11 protein-coding genes and 1 pseudogene are annotated in these 17,306 nt (G+C 49.9%); 7 read left to right on the top strand and 5 right to left on the bottom strand.

Annotated features, from left to right (window positions below; genetic code table 11):
- Positions 1–879: 879 nt before the first annotated feature.
- Positions 880–1,281 carry a hypothetical protein gene (locus CCC32_RS10920; protein ID WP_044066139.1) on the top strand — a complete coding sequence of 134 codons (402 nt, stop codon included), beginning with the start codon at positions 880–882 and terminating at the stop codon, positions 1,279–1,281.
- Positions 1,282–1,427: 146 nt separating this feature from the next.
- Here CCC32_RS10920 and CCC32_RS12725 read toward each other — a convergent pair.
- Positions 1,428–1,598: pseudogene (locus CCC32_RS12725) on the bottom strand (IS982 family transposase); the annotation flags it as partial.
- Positions 1,599–1,808: 210 nt separating this feature from the next.
- The gene (locus CCC32_RS10915; protein ID WP_044066137.1) at positions 1,809–2,552 is read right to left on the bottom strand and encodes an RDD family protein; all 744 of its coding nucleotides are present in this window, start codon (positions 2,550–2,552) and stop codon (positions 1,809–1,811) included.
- Positions 2,553–2,690: 138 nt separating this feature from the next.
- Here CCC32_RS10915 and CCC32_RS10910 point away from each other — a divergent pair, with 138 nt between their 5' ends.
- From CCC32_RS10910 to CCC32_RS10885, 6 genes are read left to right on the top strand one after another with little or no spacing between them, the layout of a single operon-like run.
- Entirely contained in the window at positions 2,691–3,740 is a 1,050-nt protein-coding gene (locus CCC32_RS10910; RefSeq protein WP_278841541.1) for a stage II sporulation protein M, read from the top strand.
- Positions 3,741–3,795: 55 nt separating this feature from the next.
- Positions 3,796–4,902: a hypothetical protein gene (locus tag CCC32_RS10905; protein ID WP_287074497.1), complete on the top strand. Its 1,107-nt coding sequence runs from the start codon at positions 3,796–3,798 to the stop codon at positions 4,900–4,902.
- 5 nt (positions 4,903–4,907) lie between these two features.
- Positions 4,908–5,552, top strand: coding sequence for a DUF4129 domain-containing protein (locus CCC32_RS10900; RefSeq protein ID WP_287074496.1), 645 nt, complete (start codon positions 4,908–4,910; stop codon positions 5,550–5,552).
- Positions 5,549–6,961 carry a DUF4350 domain-containing protein gene (locus tag CCC32_RS10895; RefSeq protein ID WP_287074495.1) on the top strand — a complete coding sequence of 471 codons (1,413 nt, stop codon included), beginning with the start codon at positions 5,549–5,551 and terminating at the stop codon, positions 6,959–6,961. The genes CCC32_RS10900 and CCC32_RS10895 overlap by 4 nt, the downstream gene beginning before the upstream one ends.
- An 18-nt stretch (positions 6,962–6,979) precedes the next feature.
- A complete protein-coding gene (locus tag CCC32_RS10890) occupies positions 6,980–7,942 on the top strand; it encodes an AAA family ATPase (protein ID WP_287074493.1) in 963 nt (320 codons plus the stop codon).
- Positions 7,943–7,984: 42 nt separating this feature from the next.
- The gene (locus CCC32_RS10885) at positions 7,985–9,289 is read left to right on the top strand and encodes a DUF58 domain-containing protein (RefSeq protein ID WP_042520210.1); all 1,305 of its coding nucleotides are present in this window, start codon (positions 7,985–7,987) and stop codon (positions 9,287–9,289) included.
- Here CCC32_RS10885 and CCC32_RS10880 read toward each other — a convergent pair.
- The 3 genes from CCC32_RS10880 to CCC32_RS10870 all read right to left on the bottom strand — a co-directional run.
- Positions 9,286–11,832, bottom strand: coding sequence for an outer membrane beta-barrel family protein (locus CCC32_RS10880; protein ID WP_287074491.1), 2,547 nt, complete (start codon positions 11,830–11,832; stop codon positions 9,286–9,288). The genes CCC32_RS10885 and CCC32_RS10880 overlap by 4 nt on opposite strands.
- 367 nt (positions 11,833–12,199) lie before the next feature.
- Positions 12,200–13,240 (bottom strand): porin, encoded by a 1,041-nt coding sequence (locus tag CCC32_RS10875; protein ID WP_287074549.1) that lies wholly within the window; start codon positions 13,238–13,240, stop codon positions 12,200–12,202.
- A gap of 226 nt (positions 13,241–13,466) precedes the next feature.
- Positions 13,467–17,306, bottom strand: a 3,840-nt coding sequence (locus CCC32_RS10870; RefSeq protein ID WP_287074489.1) for a carboxypeptidase regulatory-like domain-containing protein, incomplete at its 5' end; no start/stop codon positions are given.

Genomic DNA, 17,306 nt, shown 5'->3' with positions numbered 1-17,306 from the left:
CAAGCCATTGGCTATGATTCGGAATACATGTTTAGGACAATGAAAGACATACCTATGTGTTGCCCATTTTGCCGTTCAAGACAGGACGTTATTCCCGATTTGAATTACATTATGCGAAAACGCAAAGGAGACATGTACTATACTTATAATAGCATTTGTTTGGTGTCAGAAGATTTCAGACAGTTTTGTGATTTGAATATTTATCCTAACCTAAAATTCATAAAATTGAAGAAATGCAATTAGTATTAGTTTCAACCATTAGGAATCTTTTAAACTGACATTCACAAGAACAAGTTAGGAACGTGGTGTCCTAATTGCAATAACTATGCATTTATATGCGGTGAAACATATAAGGACAAAAACTTTAATCTTCCATCTGATGACTTTATTCTTGGTACAGCCACAGCATATGGCAGCAATGAGACAAGAAGCATAAACATCATAGTTGGTTTGAAGACTATGAAAAAAATGAAAGATTTCAAATTGAAAGGCTTGTACTATAATAATGTATACGATTACGAAGATTAGCAGACCTGTCCAAATAATTGCGAAGGGCTTGCCTATGGTGCGAGTGCTGCAGCTGGCACATATTCAGAAGGATTACTCTCCGGACCAGCTTTTGTTTTAGGAAGATTAGTTGGAGGTTATGCCGGTGGCATTTTGGGAGGCGATTTCGGAGGAGCAATAAGTGGAGTTGTGTTTGACTATTTTTATTATTAATTTTGTATGAAACTAATTGTCAATATATTTCTAGGTGCATATTGCATAGCATTGCGTGGCTACAGGATTATGGACGTGCCGATTTTTGGGTTTCTTGAACCTATCCTTAATTTAATATTTCAACTGACATTTTTAAGAAAAAGAATCAAGGCTAAAGGAATGACAGTAAAAGAATATACAAATAAAGAAATTTTAAAGTCTAAACAGCATGCTTATATGTACCACAAAAAAGATGCAGAATCAGGTGCAATGACGTTAATATGCATACTGTTGTTTATTCTATTTTTAAGTGCATCCATTGCCTTGAAATTAATTTTTAACAAAAGCTTAGGTTTGGTTCTAATTAGAAAAAACATAGCAACTATATTGTTTGCGAACATAGCCTTATCCTATATTTGTACTTGTCTAACAGTATACAAATGCAACATAGAAAAAGAAATGAAACGTGTCAATAGGCTCTCCTTGAAGTCCCAAAATAGTTATATAAAATATTTTGTAATATTCTGTATTAGTGTTTTGCTGTTGTTAGAAGTCGCTATGGAATTCTTACATGCTCGTTAATTTAATCGTCAAGAATCAATTGATAATTACATTTCCATACAGTTGTAAAAGAGTTTTCTAAAAACATTCGTAATATTGCACTCGCTAATTGACACATCAATGAAAGAAACTACCCCAGTTCGGGATAACCGAGTGTTTTATACAATATAATACAACAGAATCGTCATGATTTCACTGTCGGACAACGATGCTGCACGCAGTCTACGCTTCACTCCGCTATTGTCTTCAAGTAGATTTCCTGAATTTTCTGCATCAAAATGTTTGCAAAACTCGTCTATAATACAAAATAATTCTGTAACTTTGTAATCGGTAGTCATATCAAATATATTTGTAACTTGTTGTAAATCACCTATAAAGGTACAAAATATTTGTGAGACTACCAACTTTTTTATGAACTATTCTTATCCCGAACTGGGGTAGTTCTTGAGTCCTTCCTTGTCGGGTATGGAAAGGAAGAAAAGGCATATTCCGAATGCGAGCATCATTCCGGGAATGATGTATTGCGTCAAAAGATCATAGAGTAATTATTAACATAAACACACCTCATTAAGGGCATAATAACGATAATCATTGAGCACCGTACGGAGGAACTGCAGACTGTCGGGATTGCCGGGAGCCTGAATGGCGGCAGCCACTTTACGGGAAAGGTTGGCGAGAGCAGACTCATCACAAGCCCCGTGGCGGTCCGCCACGTTGACGAAGCGCTCTATCAGTTCTGCCTGACCGAGCGACAAAAGCTTTGCGCCTGCATAATGGGGCTGGTAGTCGGGGAAGGCATACTGGAATTCTGACAGCGAGATATGCATCAGAGAAGGGTCGGGACGAGCTATCACCATCGTGCCGGCGGCAAGATCGCCGAATCTCTGGTGACGGCGGGTGGTGATGATGGGGATTATGCCAACGAAGAAGAAGGTGACGTCTACGATTTCGAGCAGCCAGCGCAGAAAGAGGCTGCCCATCGTGGGACACGACCCGTCGACGCTGACCGTGCGTATCTTCATCACCATCTTGCCTATGGTCTGTCCGTTGAAAAGCAATTCACACAGGAAGGTGTATAACACCAGCGGCAATCCCACGAGCAGGACCAGCATGAGCGACCAGAAATCATCATCGACGCCACTTGGCACCCAAGTGAAGAACACCAGAGCAACGATGACATAAGCCACGCGCACCATCATGTCTATGATGCGCGCTATGATGCGGTCGCCGATGCTCGCCGGTGTCTGGTCAAGTATTACGAACTGTCCTGTCAATATGTCTGCCGTTGCCATGTTATAAAAAAACGAGTGGTTATTATCTTTGTATGCAAGTTTTATCGCTTGCCGTTTGCAAATATATGGAAATCTGACTACATTTGCGACATATTTGCCAAAATATTATCGGCAAAGGACAAAATCAGACTGTGAGGAATGAAGGAAATCATATTCATAAGAAACAACATCAGGAAATGGCAAGACGTGGAGAACATTGCCAACGACCCGTCGGCATATTCGCCCGACGACCTTGCCGATGCCTACACCGACACCACTGCCGACCTCGCCTTTGCCTATACCCACTATCCCAACTCGCGCATAACGCTGTATCTCAACAACCTCTGCGTAGCGCTCCACAACGGCATATACCGCAACAAGAAGGAGAAGTGGAGCCGCCTCATCACCTTCTGGACCCAGGAGGTGCCCGACACGATGTTTGAGGCAAGGCGACTGCTGCTGGCTGCCTTCACCATAATGATGGTGAGCGTGGTGACAGGCATCGTGTCGCAGCTCGGCGACCATGATTTCTGCCGCATCATCCTGGGCGACGCTTATGTGGACATGACGTTGGAGAACATCAAGGAAGGGATGCCGATGAACGTATATACCGGCGGCAGAGAGATGAACTCGTTTCTCGAAATCACCCAGAACAACATCGGGGTGTCGTTCAACATCTTTGCCATGGGAATGCTGACATGTATAGGATCGGGCATCATGCTGTTCTACAACGGTGTGATGGTGGGATGCTTCGAGACGCTATTCTGGCAGCATGGGCTGCTGGGCGAGTCGATGCTGGCGGTATTCCTGCACGGCACACTGGAGCTGAGTGCCATCGTGGTGGCAGGTGCTGCCGGAATAGCACTGGGCAACGGCATACTGTTTCCCGGCACGTATTCACGCATCACGGCATTCAGGAGAGGGGCTAAACGGGGACTGAAAATCGTCGTGGGCACGGTGCCGATATTCATCGTGGCTGGATTCATCGAGGGATTCCTCACACGCCATACGGAAGTTGCCGACGGGGTGCGCCTCTCGTTCATCATCCTCTGTCTCGCATTCGTGATATTCTATTTCGTGGTGCTGCCAAGGAGAAGGAACAGGAAACGGAAGCTGACGACGCTCCGGAAATCAGACCTGCCGTATGACGAAGACCTTATCCAACAGACGAGTATGCATCATTCATCAAACGGAATGACACCGGATTAAACGGGACACAATCAAGAAACATCAATCAATGACATTATAATAAAAAACAACGACAATGAATCTATCCCAAAAGCCCATAATCCCACTATACAAGGAACGCACGTTCACACAGAAGTTCAACGACACCTTCGACTATTTCGGCAGAAACTGGAAGGTATATCTGCGTATGCTGACTTATATCCTTCTGCCCTTAAGCATATTTCAGGCGCTGAGCCTCAACACTTACATGCAGGGAATGATGGACATAGACAAGATCAACAACATGTCGGGAAGCGACGGATTACTGATGCAGTTTATCGCCGGCAGCGCTGCAACGATGGTTTTCTCCATCATAGGCATAACGCTGGTCTTCGGCATGGCATACGCACTGATGATGGCATACGAGGAGAACAAGGGTGACATCAGCGGAATGACCTTCAAGGAACTGCTGCCCAAGCTGAAAAGGACGATGCTGAGAGCTGCAACTGCCATGGTGACTATAGACTTGATTGCGGCGCTGATACTTCTCGTATCTATCGGCATCGCAATGGTATCGCCATTTCTCCTTGTGCTGCCGCTGTTCGGCTCATTCGCCCTGTTCATCCCTCTGTCACTGTTGTTCCCTGTCTACATCTTCGAGCGCATCTCCATAACAGAGGCTCTGAAGAAAACGATTGTCTGGGGTTTCAAGACTTGGGGAGGAATCTTCGCCATCTGTGTCGTGATAAGTCTCATCGTGAGCATGGTGGGCAACATGGCGAGCATCCCCTACTCCATCCTGCTGGTGATGAAGTCAATGGTGGGAATAACATCCGACCTCTCCCCCATAGTGAACAGTCCTGTATACACCATAGCGACATACATCATGGGAGTGCTGACCACATTCGTGTCGTATCTCGGATATTCGATATTGGCTGTAGCTATCGCCTACCAGTACGGCCATGCCGCCGACAAGCTGGGCGATGAGGGAATAACAAGCCAGATAAACGATTTTGACAATCTCGCCAACGACGGCCGTAACAACAGCGGCAATAACGACGACACCGGAAAAAACGACAACACCAGGAACAATGCCGGCAATTACGGTTACGGCAATGGAAGCGGATACGATTCCAACAACAATCAAGGCAACACCAACGGCAAGCCACGCTTCGACGAGATTGACGACTTTGAAAAACTCTGACGCCAATGACTGACTCACTGACCATAATGACAAGCCCACTGACCATGGACAGTCTGCAGATTGATAATCTGCGACAGGAATACGACTACGACTCACAGATAGTAAAGCCGGGAAGTTCGTATTTCGACTTGCTGCGCGAAGCTCTGAGGAATTTTATTGATTCCATCTTCGGCAGCGACACATACGCCGAAAACCAGCAGCTGATATGGTCGCTGATAGCCATTGCCATCGTGATAGCCATCGTGACGGTGATAATGATAAAGAGGCCCGACCTGTTCTTCTCCAGGAAAAGCAGAGGCGACAAGATGGAATATACTGTGAGCGAAGACACTATCTACGGCATCGACTTCGATACGGAGATAACCCTTGCCGCCGAAAACGGGAACTACAGGGAGGCAATAAGACTGACGTATCTGAAGACGCTGCGACTGCTCTCGGACAGGGAAATCATCGACTGGCAGCCTTTCAAGACACCTTCTCAATACACCCGGGAGTTCCAGGACGAGAAACTGCGCATCATGACAAACCATTTCCTGAGAGTGAGATACGGCGACTTCGATGCAGACAAAGACCTCTTTGCCACTGTATGCTCACTCGCCGACGGCATTGCCGGAACGATAAACGAAAACAAGCTAAACGACACGCCATGAAGACAAGCAGAGGATTCATAATGACAATTCTGTCACTGCTCGCCGTGCTGATAGTGCTGCAGCTGTCCATGCCACATAAATACGTATGGCTGGAGACTCACGACGGCAACGACAGCGAGCCTTACGGCTGTATGGTGTTCGACAGCGTGATGCGGAGCAGTATGCCGAAGGGATATGAAGTGACGGACAAGAGGCTCAACCAGATTGCCGACGGCAGACACAACGTGCTGATAGCGGCTGAGAAACTGAATCTTTCTGAAACCGAAGCGGACGCCCTGAAACGGATGCTGAACAACGGGGCCACGGTGATGATTGCCGTAACCAATTTTCTTAGGGATGAAACCGACAGCATACTCGCCTACGACTACGGCGTGGTGCACTGCAAATATCTGTTCAGAGACGTCAGCAACCTGATAAACCAGAATAACGACAATGATTATCGGCCATACACCACGATATTCTACGACAAGAGCAACGGTTCTACACCGGAAAAGATGCAGCTGTATGACTTCATGTTCGGCTCTTATCTCATCTGCGATGAGGAATCTGAATACAGAGAAATCGCCCACGTGTTCAACCACGACCGGGCAAACCCTTATGCAAGGATTTACTTCAAGTCAAACCAGCAGCGGCAAAAAGAGATAATGAAGGAACCGGACGAAGGAACGAGGTTGAGAAAGCTGGAGGACTTCAACGAAGAATTCTACAAAGGCAACGACGACTATAATGACGACCTGCCGCCGGTAAAGCATCCCGTGGCTATAGAGAAGAAAGTCGGCAAAGGCAGACTGATTGTGGTGGCGAGCGCATTGCCTTTCTCCAACTACGGCATACTGAGCCGGAGGAACACCCGACTGACGTCGCTGCTCATGGCTGAACTCGCCGACAAACCGACGCTGCGCAGCACAAAGGGTACGAGCAGGTTTTCTGACTCCATGCTGCGCGGCAAAGAAGAGAAGACTCCGCTGGACTATGTGTTCAGCCAGCCGTCGCTCACCGAGGCATGGCAGCTCATGCTGTTCACCATCCTGCTGTTCCTGATTTTCAACGCACGACGCAGACAGAGGGTGATACCAGTGTATAAAGCACCTCGCAACCACAACATTGAGTTCGTGAAACTCATCGGAACGCTCTATTGGCAGAGACACGACAACAACGACCTGCTGCAAAAGAAATACGCCACCTTCGTTGATGCTATACGCCACAGCACAGCCGCCGACATCACCAACATTGCCGACGACGAGGAAAACTCCCAGACCATCGCCGCTCTGACCGGGATGCCACACGACAGGATAATCGAGACGCTGAAACAGCTGAGATTTCTCGTCAGCAACGAACTGCAGGTTTCTGACTCTGAAATGAAGAAGGCAATCGACAGCATGAACGAGATAACAAGAAAACTATCATAACCCCAAACATCACAAGATATGGAAGCAAGAACAGACCTCTCGCTATTCAACGAGAGAATATCACAGATAGGAAAGAGAATATCAAGCGTCATCGTGGGACAGCAGGAGGCTGTCGACATGCTGATAACCTGCATCCTCGCCAACGGCCACGTGCTGATAGAGGGAATGCCAGGCGTGGCGAAGACGCTCATGGCAAGACTCACGGCAAAGCTCATCGATGCGAAGTTCTCAAGAATACAGTTCACGCCGGACCTGATGCCGAGCGACGTGCTCGGCACATCGGTATTCAGCATGAAGACGTCGGAATTCGATTTCCATCCTGGTCCGGTGTTCGCCAACATCGTGCTTGCCGACGAGATAAACCGTTCGCCGGCAAAGACGCAGGCTGCCCTCTTCGAGGTGATGGAGGAAAGACAAGCCACCATCGACGGCAACACATACAAGATGGACGACGTATATACCATCATCGCCACCCAGAACCCTATAGAACAGGAGGGCACCTACCGCCTGCCGGAGGCCCAACTCGACCGTTTCCTGATGAAGATAACGATGGGATTCCCGTCGATAGACGAGGAGGTGGAGATTCTGAAGCGCCACAACGGCAATTCGCAGTTTGCCCGCATCAACGACGTGGAACCGATAATGACAAAGGAACAGCTCACGGATATGCGCAGGATGATGGACAGCGTGGTGATGGAAGAGTCGCTGATGCGCTACATCGCCGAGATAATAAGCCAGACACGCAAGAGCAAGGCGGTGTTTGTGGGTGCGTCGCCACGTGCCACGGTGGCGGTGATGCAGTGTGCCAAGGCTTATGCCCTGCTGCAGGGCCGCGACTTCGTGACACCCGACGACATCAAGGCGGTGGCACCATACGTCATACACCATCGCATTATCCTCAATGCCGAGGCGGAGATGAGCGGACTGACTCCCGACAAGGTGACGAGGACTCTCATCGACAAAGTGGAGGTGCCGAAATAACACACACTCACGGAATTGCAACAAAGATAACTCACTGACGGTATGTTCTTAAAGACAAGACTATACATAGCACTGACAATGGCCATCTTCATCATCGCCGGCGGACTCTATCTGCCGGTGCTGCGCGAGGTGGGATGGACTGTGGTGGCTGTCATCGCCACTCTGTTCGTAGTGGAATTCTTTGCGCTATACCACAAGAAGGGGATCAGCGCCGAACGACGCTGCGCCGACAGATTCTCGAATGGCGACGACAACATCATCGGCATACATATAGAAAACCGTTTCCCCTTTGCCGTGAGACTGTCGGTGACCGACGAGATTCCGTTCATCTTCCAGCGGCGCGACATCGACTTCAGAGCCAGCGTGGGAAAGGGCAGGACAAAGGACATAGAATACAGACTCAGACCGACGAAGCGCGGCGAATACGGGTTTGGCAGAATCCGCGTGTTCGCATCCACACGTATCGGACTGATTGAGAGACGCTTCTCGTGCGGCAGCGATACCACGGTGAGGGTCTACCCGTCGTATCTCGCACTGAGGCAGTTTGAATTCCTCGCCATCAGCAACCGTCTCACCGAACTGGGCATCAAGAAGATCCGCCGGCCGGGCAACAAGACTGAGTTTGAACAGATAAGGGAATACGTGAGCGGCGACGACTACCGCTGCATAAACTGGAAGGCATCGGCACGCCGCCACAGTCTGATGATGAACACATACGAGGAGGAGAAGTCGCAGCAGGTGATAAGCATCATCGACAAGGGGCGCATGATGCAGCATAGCTTCCGCGGCATGACGCTGCTCGACTATGCAATAAACGCCAGTCTGGTATTGTCGTATATCGCCATATACAAGGAGGACAAGGCGGGCATCGCCTCCTTCTGCGAAGACTTCGACTCCTATGTGCCACCCGCCAAGCTGCCGGGACAGATGCAGACGATACTGGAGTCGCTATACAAACAGCGCTCTACATTCGGCGAGAGCGATTTCTCGTCGCTCTGCGACAGCATACGCCGCCACGTAAGCAAGCGGAGCCTGCTGGTTCTCTACACCAACTTCAACGGCAAGGCAAGCATGGAACGCCAGCTGCCATATATGAAACAACTGGCAAAGGACAACACGCTGCTCGTGGTGTTCTTCATCGACAACGATCTGAAGGAATATGTGGAAACGCCATACTCCTCTACCGAGGACTACTACCGCCACGTGATAGCCGAAAAGACAATGGCGGAACAACGGCTGATAGTGTCGCTGCTCCGCCAGAACGGTATTCTCAGTATTCTCACCCCGCCCGAGAATCTATCGGTAGACGTGATAAACAAATATCTGGAAATCAGGAGGAAGTCTTAGCTTCCCACATTATCGCCACCTAATTTGCCGCCACCGCCGCCGCCCGACTTAACGTCGTCGTTGGTGATTGTGCGCTCTGTCTTCTTCACACCGCTCTGCAGCTTTCCGATGCGATAGCTGACGCCAATGGAGAATGACTGTGGTATGAACTTGATTGAAGAAGATGTGGCGAAGTTCTTGCCGGAGCTGTTCAACTTGATATGATAGTATTTCCGGAACGGATTGTCGGCAGTGAACGTGATGTTGAGTCTGTCGTTGAGCATCGACTTCCGCAGACTCAGCGTATGGCTGAAATATCCCATCGTCTTTTCTTGCAGATTGACGCCCGGTGTCATCTTGAACACACTTGCCGACGCTGTCCACGTCTTGGCTATAGTCTGCTGCAGCTGGGCATATACGCTTATGTTCCATCCGTGGTTTTTCAGCCCCTGGCCGTCGCTGAAATGACTATAGCCACCCCATGTGTTGGCTACAAGTCGGGTGTTGGTGAACGGCGACCAGCTGGCATATCCGCTAAAAGTGGCGCTCTGGGTCTTTCCCATATTATAATATGTGGTGTAGAGCACCTGCTTGCCTGTAGGATTCTGCAGACCTGCCACTTCATTGTCGGTGACTATCTTCTGAAAGCTCTGTATGCTGTTGTCGGTGAAGTTGTAGCCCACGGAGATGTTGTAGCTCAACTTCTGGGCGAAGCTGCCGAACTGCAGGTCGAACGAGTGGTTCTTCTCTGATTCCAGATTCGGGTTTCCCTGTGTCAGCTGTTCGCGGTTAGTATCTGAGAGATACGGATTGAGATACCGTATTCCCGGACGGCTGATGCGCATCTTGTAGTTGAACGAGAGGTTCTGGGTGTCTGAAATCTTGTAGCCTATCTTTGCCGACGGCACGAGGTCGTCGAAGTCTTTGCTGAAGTCAGAACCTCTGCCGAGCAGATATTCCACCTTCTGGAATGTGTGCTCATAGCGCAATCCGAGTCTTGCCGACCATTTGTCCACCGACAGTCCATAGCCGAGGTATGCGGCGAGGATGTCGTTGCGGTGTTTGTAGTGCGAACTGTTTTCGGTGTCGTATTCCTGCTCCTTGCCGCTCTCCGACAATGCCGAATACCTGTCGTCAAATGCCTTGTTCTGGCGCAGGATATATTTTGCGCCGGTCTCTATCGTGTGGTATTTGGCAAACGGAGTGGTGAAGTCCAGCTGGAAGGTATGCTCCGTAGTGCTCTGGTCTCCATCACTGCGCACGTCCTCCAGCAATGCCGTATAGTCTGCCCAATCAGCAGTAGTGCGCAGGTTGGTGTAGCGATAGTCTGAAAGGGTCGTGCAGGGATTGCTCTCCAGACGATATGAGAAGGTGAGCAGACGGCCAGGCGTCTTGAAAGAGCGCTGATAGTCGATGCCGGCGCTGATGTCGTTGTAGGTGCCCTTGTTCTTTCCGCTGATGTCATGGCTGAATAGGAACTTGTTGTCGAGGTATGGAGCCACGGAGGTGAAAGAACCCACACCTGGGATATTCCATGATGCCCTGTTCATCGAGAAGGATGCCGACACGAGGCGCAGGGTGTCTATCTCATAGCTCGCCTCCATTGTTCCGCCATGCCACTGGTTTTTTATCTTGCCATGGGCGTCTTGAGTGGTGGTGCGGAGATAGTTGCCTTCATCATCAAGTATGGACTGCAGGTCCACTTTCGTCGCCTTACCATGGTTGTCGAAGTTGCTGTTGTAGTTGACGCTCATGGTGAACTTGCCTTTCTTCACCGTGGCGAAGAGTCCTCCTCCGCCGCCTCTCGTTCCGCCATTGCCGGAGAACGTTGCTGTATATCCTTCCATTCCGCTGCCGGCGGTGACGATATTGAGGATGCCTGCCACTCCCTCGGCGTCGTATTTCGGTCCGGGATTTGTTATCACCTCTATATTCTTGATTCCCGTGGCGGGCATCGACTTGAGCACTTCCTTCGGATTCTTGGTCATCATGTTGTTCGGCTTGCCGTTGACATACACCTTGAAGGATGTGGAGCCGTTCACCTTCACGTTGTCCTGTCCGTCAACGCTAACCATCGGAACCTTCTTGAGCATTTCCATCACGGTGTTAGTCTGTGATTCGGGATCGTCTTCCACACTGTATGTCAGCTTGTCGATGTCGGCCTTTACGAGTGGTTTGTATGCCACCACCTCCACGCCTTTCAGCTCTGTCTTGCTGTCGCTGACGAGAAGCGTGCCGAGGTTCTGGCTTCTGGATTGCTTGCTGACGGTGAAAAAGCGGCGCAACGGCGTACGGCTCACCGATTTCACTTCGAGCACATAGTCGCCCTCGCCTTTCGACGTCACCTTGAACTTGCCGTTGGCGTCGGTAACTGCCATCTGAACGGCTTTCTCCTCATGTCCCTTGCGGTATATGCTGAGAGTGGCGTAGGGTTCTCCCTCATGCGTGATGGAATCTTCCACCACACCATATATCGTGTAATCAAACTGCTGTTTCTGCGCCATTGCCGAAATGAAGGCAACGGCGAGGAAAGCCAAAACGATTATTCTTTTCCTGATTTTCATACTCTCTCTGTTGATTGTTGTTATTCTTCAAACTGTCATTACTCTGGAATCCTCTTTTCCTGCCACTATCCGCCATAGTTTCAGGAATCAAAGGCATTTTCCGCTTTTCTGCGTCTCTGTGGAGCATTACATACATTAGACGAAGCGAAGGACAGAAAAAATACAAGAGAGAGCACACATTTAAGATATATTAATATTGCTGCCCGGCAAAATAATGGCTCTTAAACCCATATCGTTACCTCAGTTCGGGATAATAAGTCACGCCCAAACATCCATGACACTCAATTTGAGCACACGACCATTTAGCCATCCACATGAAGCCGGAGATCCGCCCAAACCGGTCATTATGTTTTGCTTGGTATTTTCATCAGAACCTTGTCATCACTTCCACCACAATCTTGTCACGCTCCGAAGGAAGGGCAACGCCGCTGTTGCGATAGAAATATTTCTCGTAGTTCAGACGGATGTCGCTGACGAAAGGTTTCTTCAGACTCAGAGTGACACCGCCGGTGAGACGGGAACGCTGGTGGTCGTTCACTGTCAGTTTGCCCATCTCGTCTACCTTGCCGTCGAGATAGCGCTTGCCGTCGCTGTGGTCGCTCATATAGTCGTAGCGCAGGAGCGGTGTGACATAGCGGATGAATCCGTTGCCTGCCGGAATATCATAGCTCACGAACGAGTCGAAGGCATGGACGGCACGGAAGGCATCGTCGGCATAATGTTTATAGAGATACTCAGCCTCAACGTGCCAGCCTTTGTAATGCCAGTAGGCTCCGGCGTCGTACATATTCACAGCCACATTGTCGGGCTTTATCTTCTGAGTGCTCAACGTGAGGTTGAAGCCATGAGGAAGAAAGAACTGTGCCTTGGCGGAGTAGTTCACGCTCTTGGTCCAATAGTCTTTCTGGTTTGTCAGTCCGGAACCATTGAAGAGTCCTGCCTCCAGCACTACCGGTATGCCGACATTGAAGGAATAGCCCACGGCGCAACCCACGTCACGCACGTTGCCCACCTGCTTGGCGATGAAGGAACGGTTGGCGAAATACTGCTGGTGTGGCGAACGGTGGGCGTCGATGGTAAACGGCACACGGAACTGACCGAGAGTAAACTGCAGTCCGCTGACTGGTTTCAGCCGTGTGTATGCATCGAGCATCTTTATCTTGCCCTCATCGCAAAGATCAATCTCCGCCTTATACTGGATGATTGACGAGAGGCTGCCGTCAACGCTGATTCGGGCATTGCGCACTTCGAAGCGTCCCTCTGCCTCTTCGGTCTGGTATTCATACTTGGAGCGTATCGTACCGTGGACGTTTACGGCAGATGGTTTGTCCTTCTCCTCTTCTGTCTGAGCCATTGATGTTCCAGCGAGAAGACAGAACAGAGCTAAAGCTGTAATCCTTGTTTTCATTTCCATTATTTGGATTTGTTCATTTATCCTTTCGTTTCCGGTTGCAAAGGTCATGATTCAAGATTACTGGGAAATGTCAGATGCATTACAATCCCGTTACAATATATTGTCGCCAGACAGAGACAAAGAAAAGTGTAAACGCAAAATGGGATGCAGCAACTGATTGCCACATCCCATCTTTGCTATGTCAATAAGGTATTACCTTAGAAAATCAGGTATCTCCTTATCATTTCTTGCTGTATTTCTTGCCTTTCTGTATCACGATGCCCTTGTACTCCTTGCCAACCTTCTGGCCAGAGAGGTCATACATCGGAGCGTTGAGGTCGAGAGCGCCGTTGGCAGAAACGCCGTTGATGCCGTCGAGTTTAGGAACGTCAGCCTCATTGATATATATATAAGGTATTTCAGCAGCGAAGCGCAGGTATGCACTGCCCTGTGGCACCTCGATATCATCGGCTGTGGTGAACGCCACCTTGTCGGTTGTCGTTCTGCCCAATGTCCATACAATGTTCTTCTCGTCAGCCTTTGCCTTGTAAGCCTCATCAGCGGTATTGATGAGCAGGTTGGTCTCCACTGCCTCGGCGTCAAGAGCCACGCGGGCGGTATAGTCGCCGGCGGCAGCAACGAGGATGACACCAGTCTTGGCTGGCACCTTGGCTACCTCTGCCATCACCACGTATGCAGCATCGTTCTTCATCTTCACTTCAGTAACGACATAAGCCTTCAGTCCGTCGCAAACGGAGAAGTCGAGTGCCTTGTCGGAGCTATAAGCGAGGTATCCGCCCTCTGGCATCACGATGTCTACGGTGAGTGCCTTCAGTTCTACGGTACCGAAGTCGTAGTCGCCCGTAATCTCTACAGAGTCTGTCAGAGCGTATGGCTCGTAACCTTCAGCCTCGAAAGCGAACATGTATTTTACGTCCTGTGGAAGAGCTACCGTGAACATGCCGTCAGTATCGGTAGTCAGCTCTGTCTCCATTCCGTAGGTGTTCTTTGAAGTCACCTTCACCTTTGCACTGGCAACAATCTCATCACCACACTTCACCACACCGGTGACATTGGCGTTCGGCTTGTCCATGGCAATCTCTGCCACGTTCACGTCGTCGTTCTCAACCACCAGCGGTTCTGCAGCGGTGTAGTCATTGAACTTCTCGCAGGTTGCCTTGAGAGTGTAGCTCTTTGAGTGGCGCACGGCGTCAAACTTGAATGTTCCGTCCTCGGCAGTTACTGCCTCAAGAGTCTCCTCTGCATCATCGGTCAGAGTGACCTTGGCTCCGGCAAGAGGCGCCTTGCGATAGGTCACGAGACCAGACACGGCTACATAAGTCTTCACAAGATTGATATCCTTTGTCAATCCGGCAGACACGTCAACCGGTTCTGTCTCAGCATAAGCGTCGAAGCCCTCGGCAGTGGCTGTCACCACATACTGCTTGTCGCTCTGGAATATGCTCATTGTATATGTACCGTCCTCGGCGGTAACCGCGGTGTAATAGACCTCACCGCTGGTGAGCTTCACAGTGGCGTTGGCAACAGGAGCTTCGCCACACATCACCTTACCGGATACCGTGACAGGATCGGCAGTGACACCGAATACTGCAACAGGAGTCTCGCAGTTGGAGAACGAATAAGATGAAGTTCTCTTGTAGTAAGCTGTCTTATAGTTTGTGTCCAAGTCGTAGTTCACCTTTACGTAGGTGTTGCTCTGAGCATGGGTACGCACGCGGATTGCCTGCACACCGTCCCAGACGATAGGCTCTTCAAGTTCTATCTTTGTGATGAACGGTTCGTCGGTCTTGAATGAGAAAGCGGCATCCTTGAAGAATTCTGTCTTCTGCATTCCGTCTTCATTCTCGCTCGGTGTGTATGTAGCCTCATCGACTGCTCCCACACAAGCATAAGCGTTGAGGGTCTTGTAATCCTTGTTAGTCAGCGGTGTTCCGGTGTATGTGATATAACTGATCTTCTGTCCTGCAGAGAGACCGAAGTTCTTCAGCATGTCTGCCGGGTAGAGGATGTCGGTGTCGGCACCAAGCGCGTTGTCGGCATTGAAGAAATAGAACGGTACGTTGTAGTCCTGCTTCAAAGCCTCACCCACCACGATGTCCTTGCTTGCCGTTTCCTCGCTGACAGTAACGTCGACTGCGTCGGACTTCAAGGTAAATCCGTCGGCAAGGCTCTTGAACTCAATGTATACTGGGAATGTGCCCACCTCATGAGGAGTCATGGAGAATTCGAAAGTAGCTGTGCCTGCTACGGCAATCTCAGGTTTCTCAACAGCCTCGCTGACCTTCTCGCCGTTGACATAGAGGGCAACCTCATAAGAGCCGGCAGCCTCTGCCAGAGCGTTGAGATTATCCAATGTAATGCTGGCTGTATAAGTGTTGTTGACCATTCCCTTGGCAGGAATCTTCTGCTCCTTCAACACGAGGTCGTGGGCAACGTCGAGTTTCTGGAATCCGTAGATGTTGTCGATACAGCTATAGCCGGCAACGAAACCGATATAGTAGTCACCGGCAGGGATATTGTCGATTACGAAGGTTGAGAGCTCACCGAATGTATATGTGTAAGACACGGCACGTGTGCTACTCATCTCCGTACTGCTGATATTCTTTGCGAGAGTCCAGTTGCGGCGGTCTGTAGAGTAATAAACCTTCAGATAAACACCGTCGCCGGAGGTGTTGAAGTATGTACGTGCCACATCAACGGTCATCTTCTCTCCCTCTGCCACACGGAGCAGAGGAGTGACGAACTTATCCTCAGAGTTCTGAGTGCCGTTGCTCAGGAAGTATACGTTGTCTTCAGAAGAATAGTTGCGCTGTGCTATCTTCCATGAGCCCTCGGCGTATGAACCGGCAGGGAGTTCATGGTTCTCGAAGTCTACAAAGAACTTAGACGGGTCGAGCACTGTTCCTGACACTCCGAAAGAGAAATCGTCGAGTCCGGTAGCCGACAGTGTCACGTTGCCGCTGAACACTCCTGTAGTGGCTGCGGTGAGAGTGAGGTTGAAGGTCGCCATTTCGTGAGGCGCGATAGTGAGAGGCAACTGCAGGTCGGTAGTGAATCCGTCTGGAACCGTCACTCCCGTGACTACGAGCGGTGCTGCTCCTGTGCTCTTGATTGTGAACATCTTAGAGGTGGCAGCCTGCACCATGCCGTAGGCAAAGTTGTCTGTCGTCGCCACCTTGTCGCCGTCGCTTGTGCGCAGCTCCATGACGGGAGCGTATGGCACAGCCTCATACCACTGTCTGTTTGTGCTTACAGTATTTGACACGTTTTCCTTCACGGTATATCCGAGATAGCCGCTGTATGTGGCATAATCGGCAGTACCGGAAACGGTGAACTCTGCTGACTCGCCAGGAGCAAGTGTCTGGTCGATGTCTGTAGTTCCGAGAATGCCGTTGTCTTTCACTGCTACAACAGAGAGGCTGTAGTTCTCGTCGCCAGGATTCAGCGTCACGTCACCATTGTTGGTGACGGTAGCCTTAAGCTCGATGGTGAAATGTCCGGTAGGGTCGCAATCGATGCTATAGCCTGTGTTCGAAGCCTTCGTCACACTGGTGATCTTCAGCGAACGGGCCAACTCCTTGTCCACCTGCTCGGCGGCAAAGTCGTCGAGATATACTTGAGAAGCGCGTATTCCGATATACTGGCCCTCAACGGCAGGGATGTCTACCTTGACATACTCCGAAGTGGAGAGCGTTGGGATGGTGACGCTCATCTTGTCGCCTTGCACGAATTTGCCTGTAGTGGCATCCTTGGTCACCTTGTAGAAGGAGATGCTGCCACTGCTATAGACTTTTTTCACATAGATGCTCGAAGTTCCTGTCACGGCAGGAGTAACGAGCAAGTCATTCACGGCCTGCGAGTTTGACCATGAACCGATAGTCTGGTCTCCAACTTTCAGAGCACCGGTACCGCCAACGCCCGCAGTAGTAGAATAGGTGTATGTAACCCAATAGGTTTCCCATTCCTCATTGTCGTAATAGCTCTCGGCAATATGGCCCCAACCTGAAGCCGCCTTGAACTCATGGTCGGTCACATCAATAGACGTGTTGAAATCCATCGT

The sequence above is a fragment of the Prevotella sp. LMAG:51 genome (genome assembly GCF_008680225.1).
GTDB classification, from domain to species: Bacteria; Bacteroidota; Bacteroidia; order Bacteroidales; family Bacteroidaceae; genus Prevotella; species Prevotella pectinovora.
Note: the sequence above shows the minus strand (reverse complement) of the source record. Positions and strands in the feature narration are given on the sequence as shown.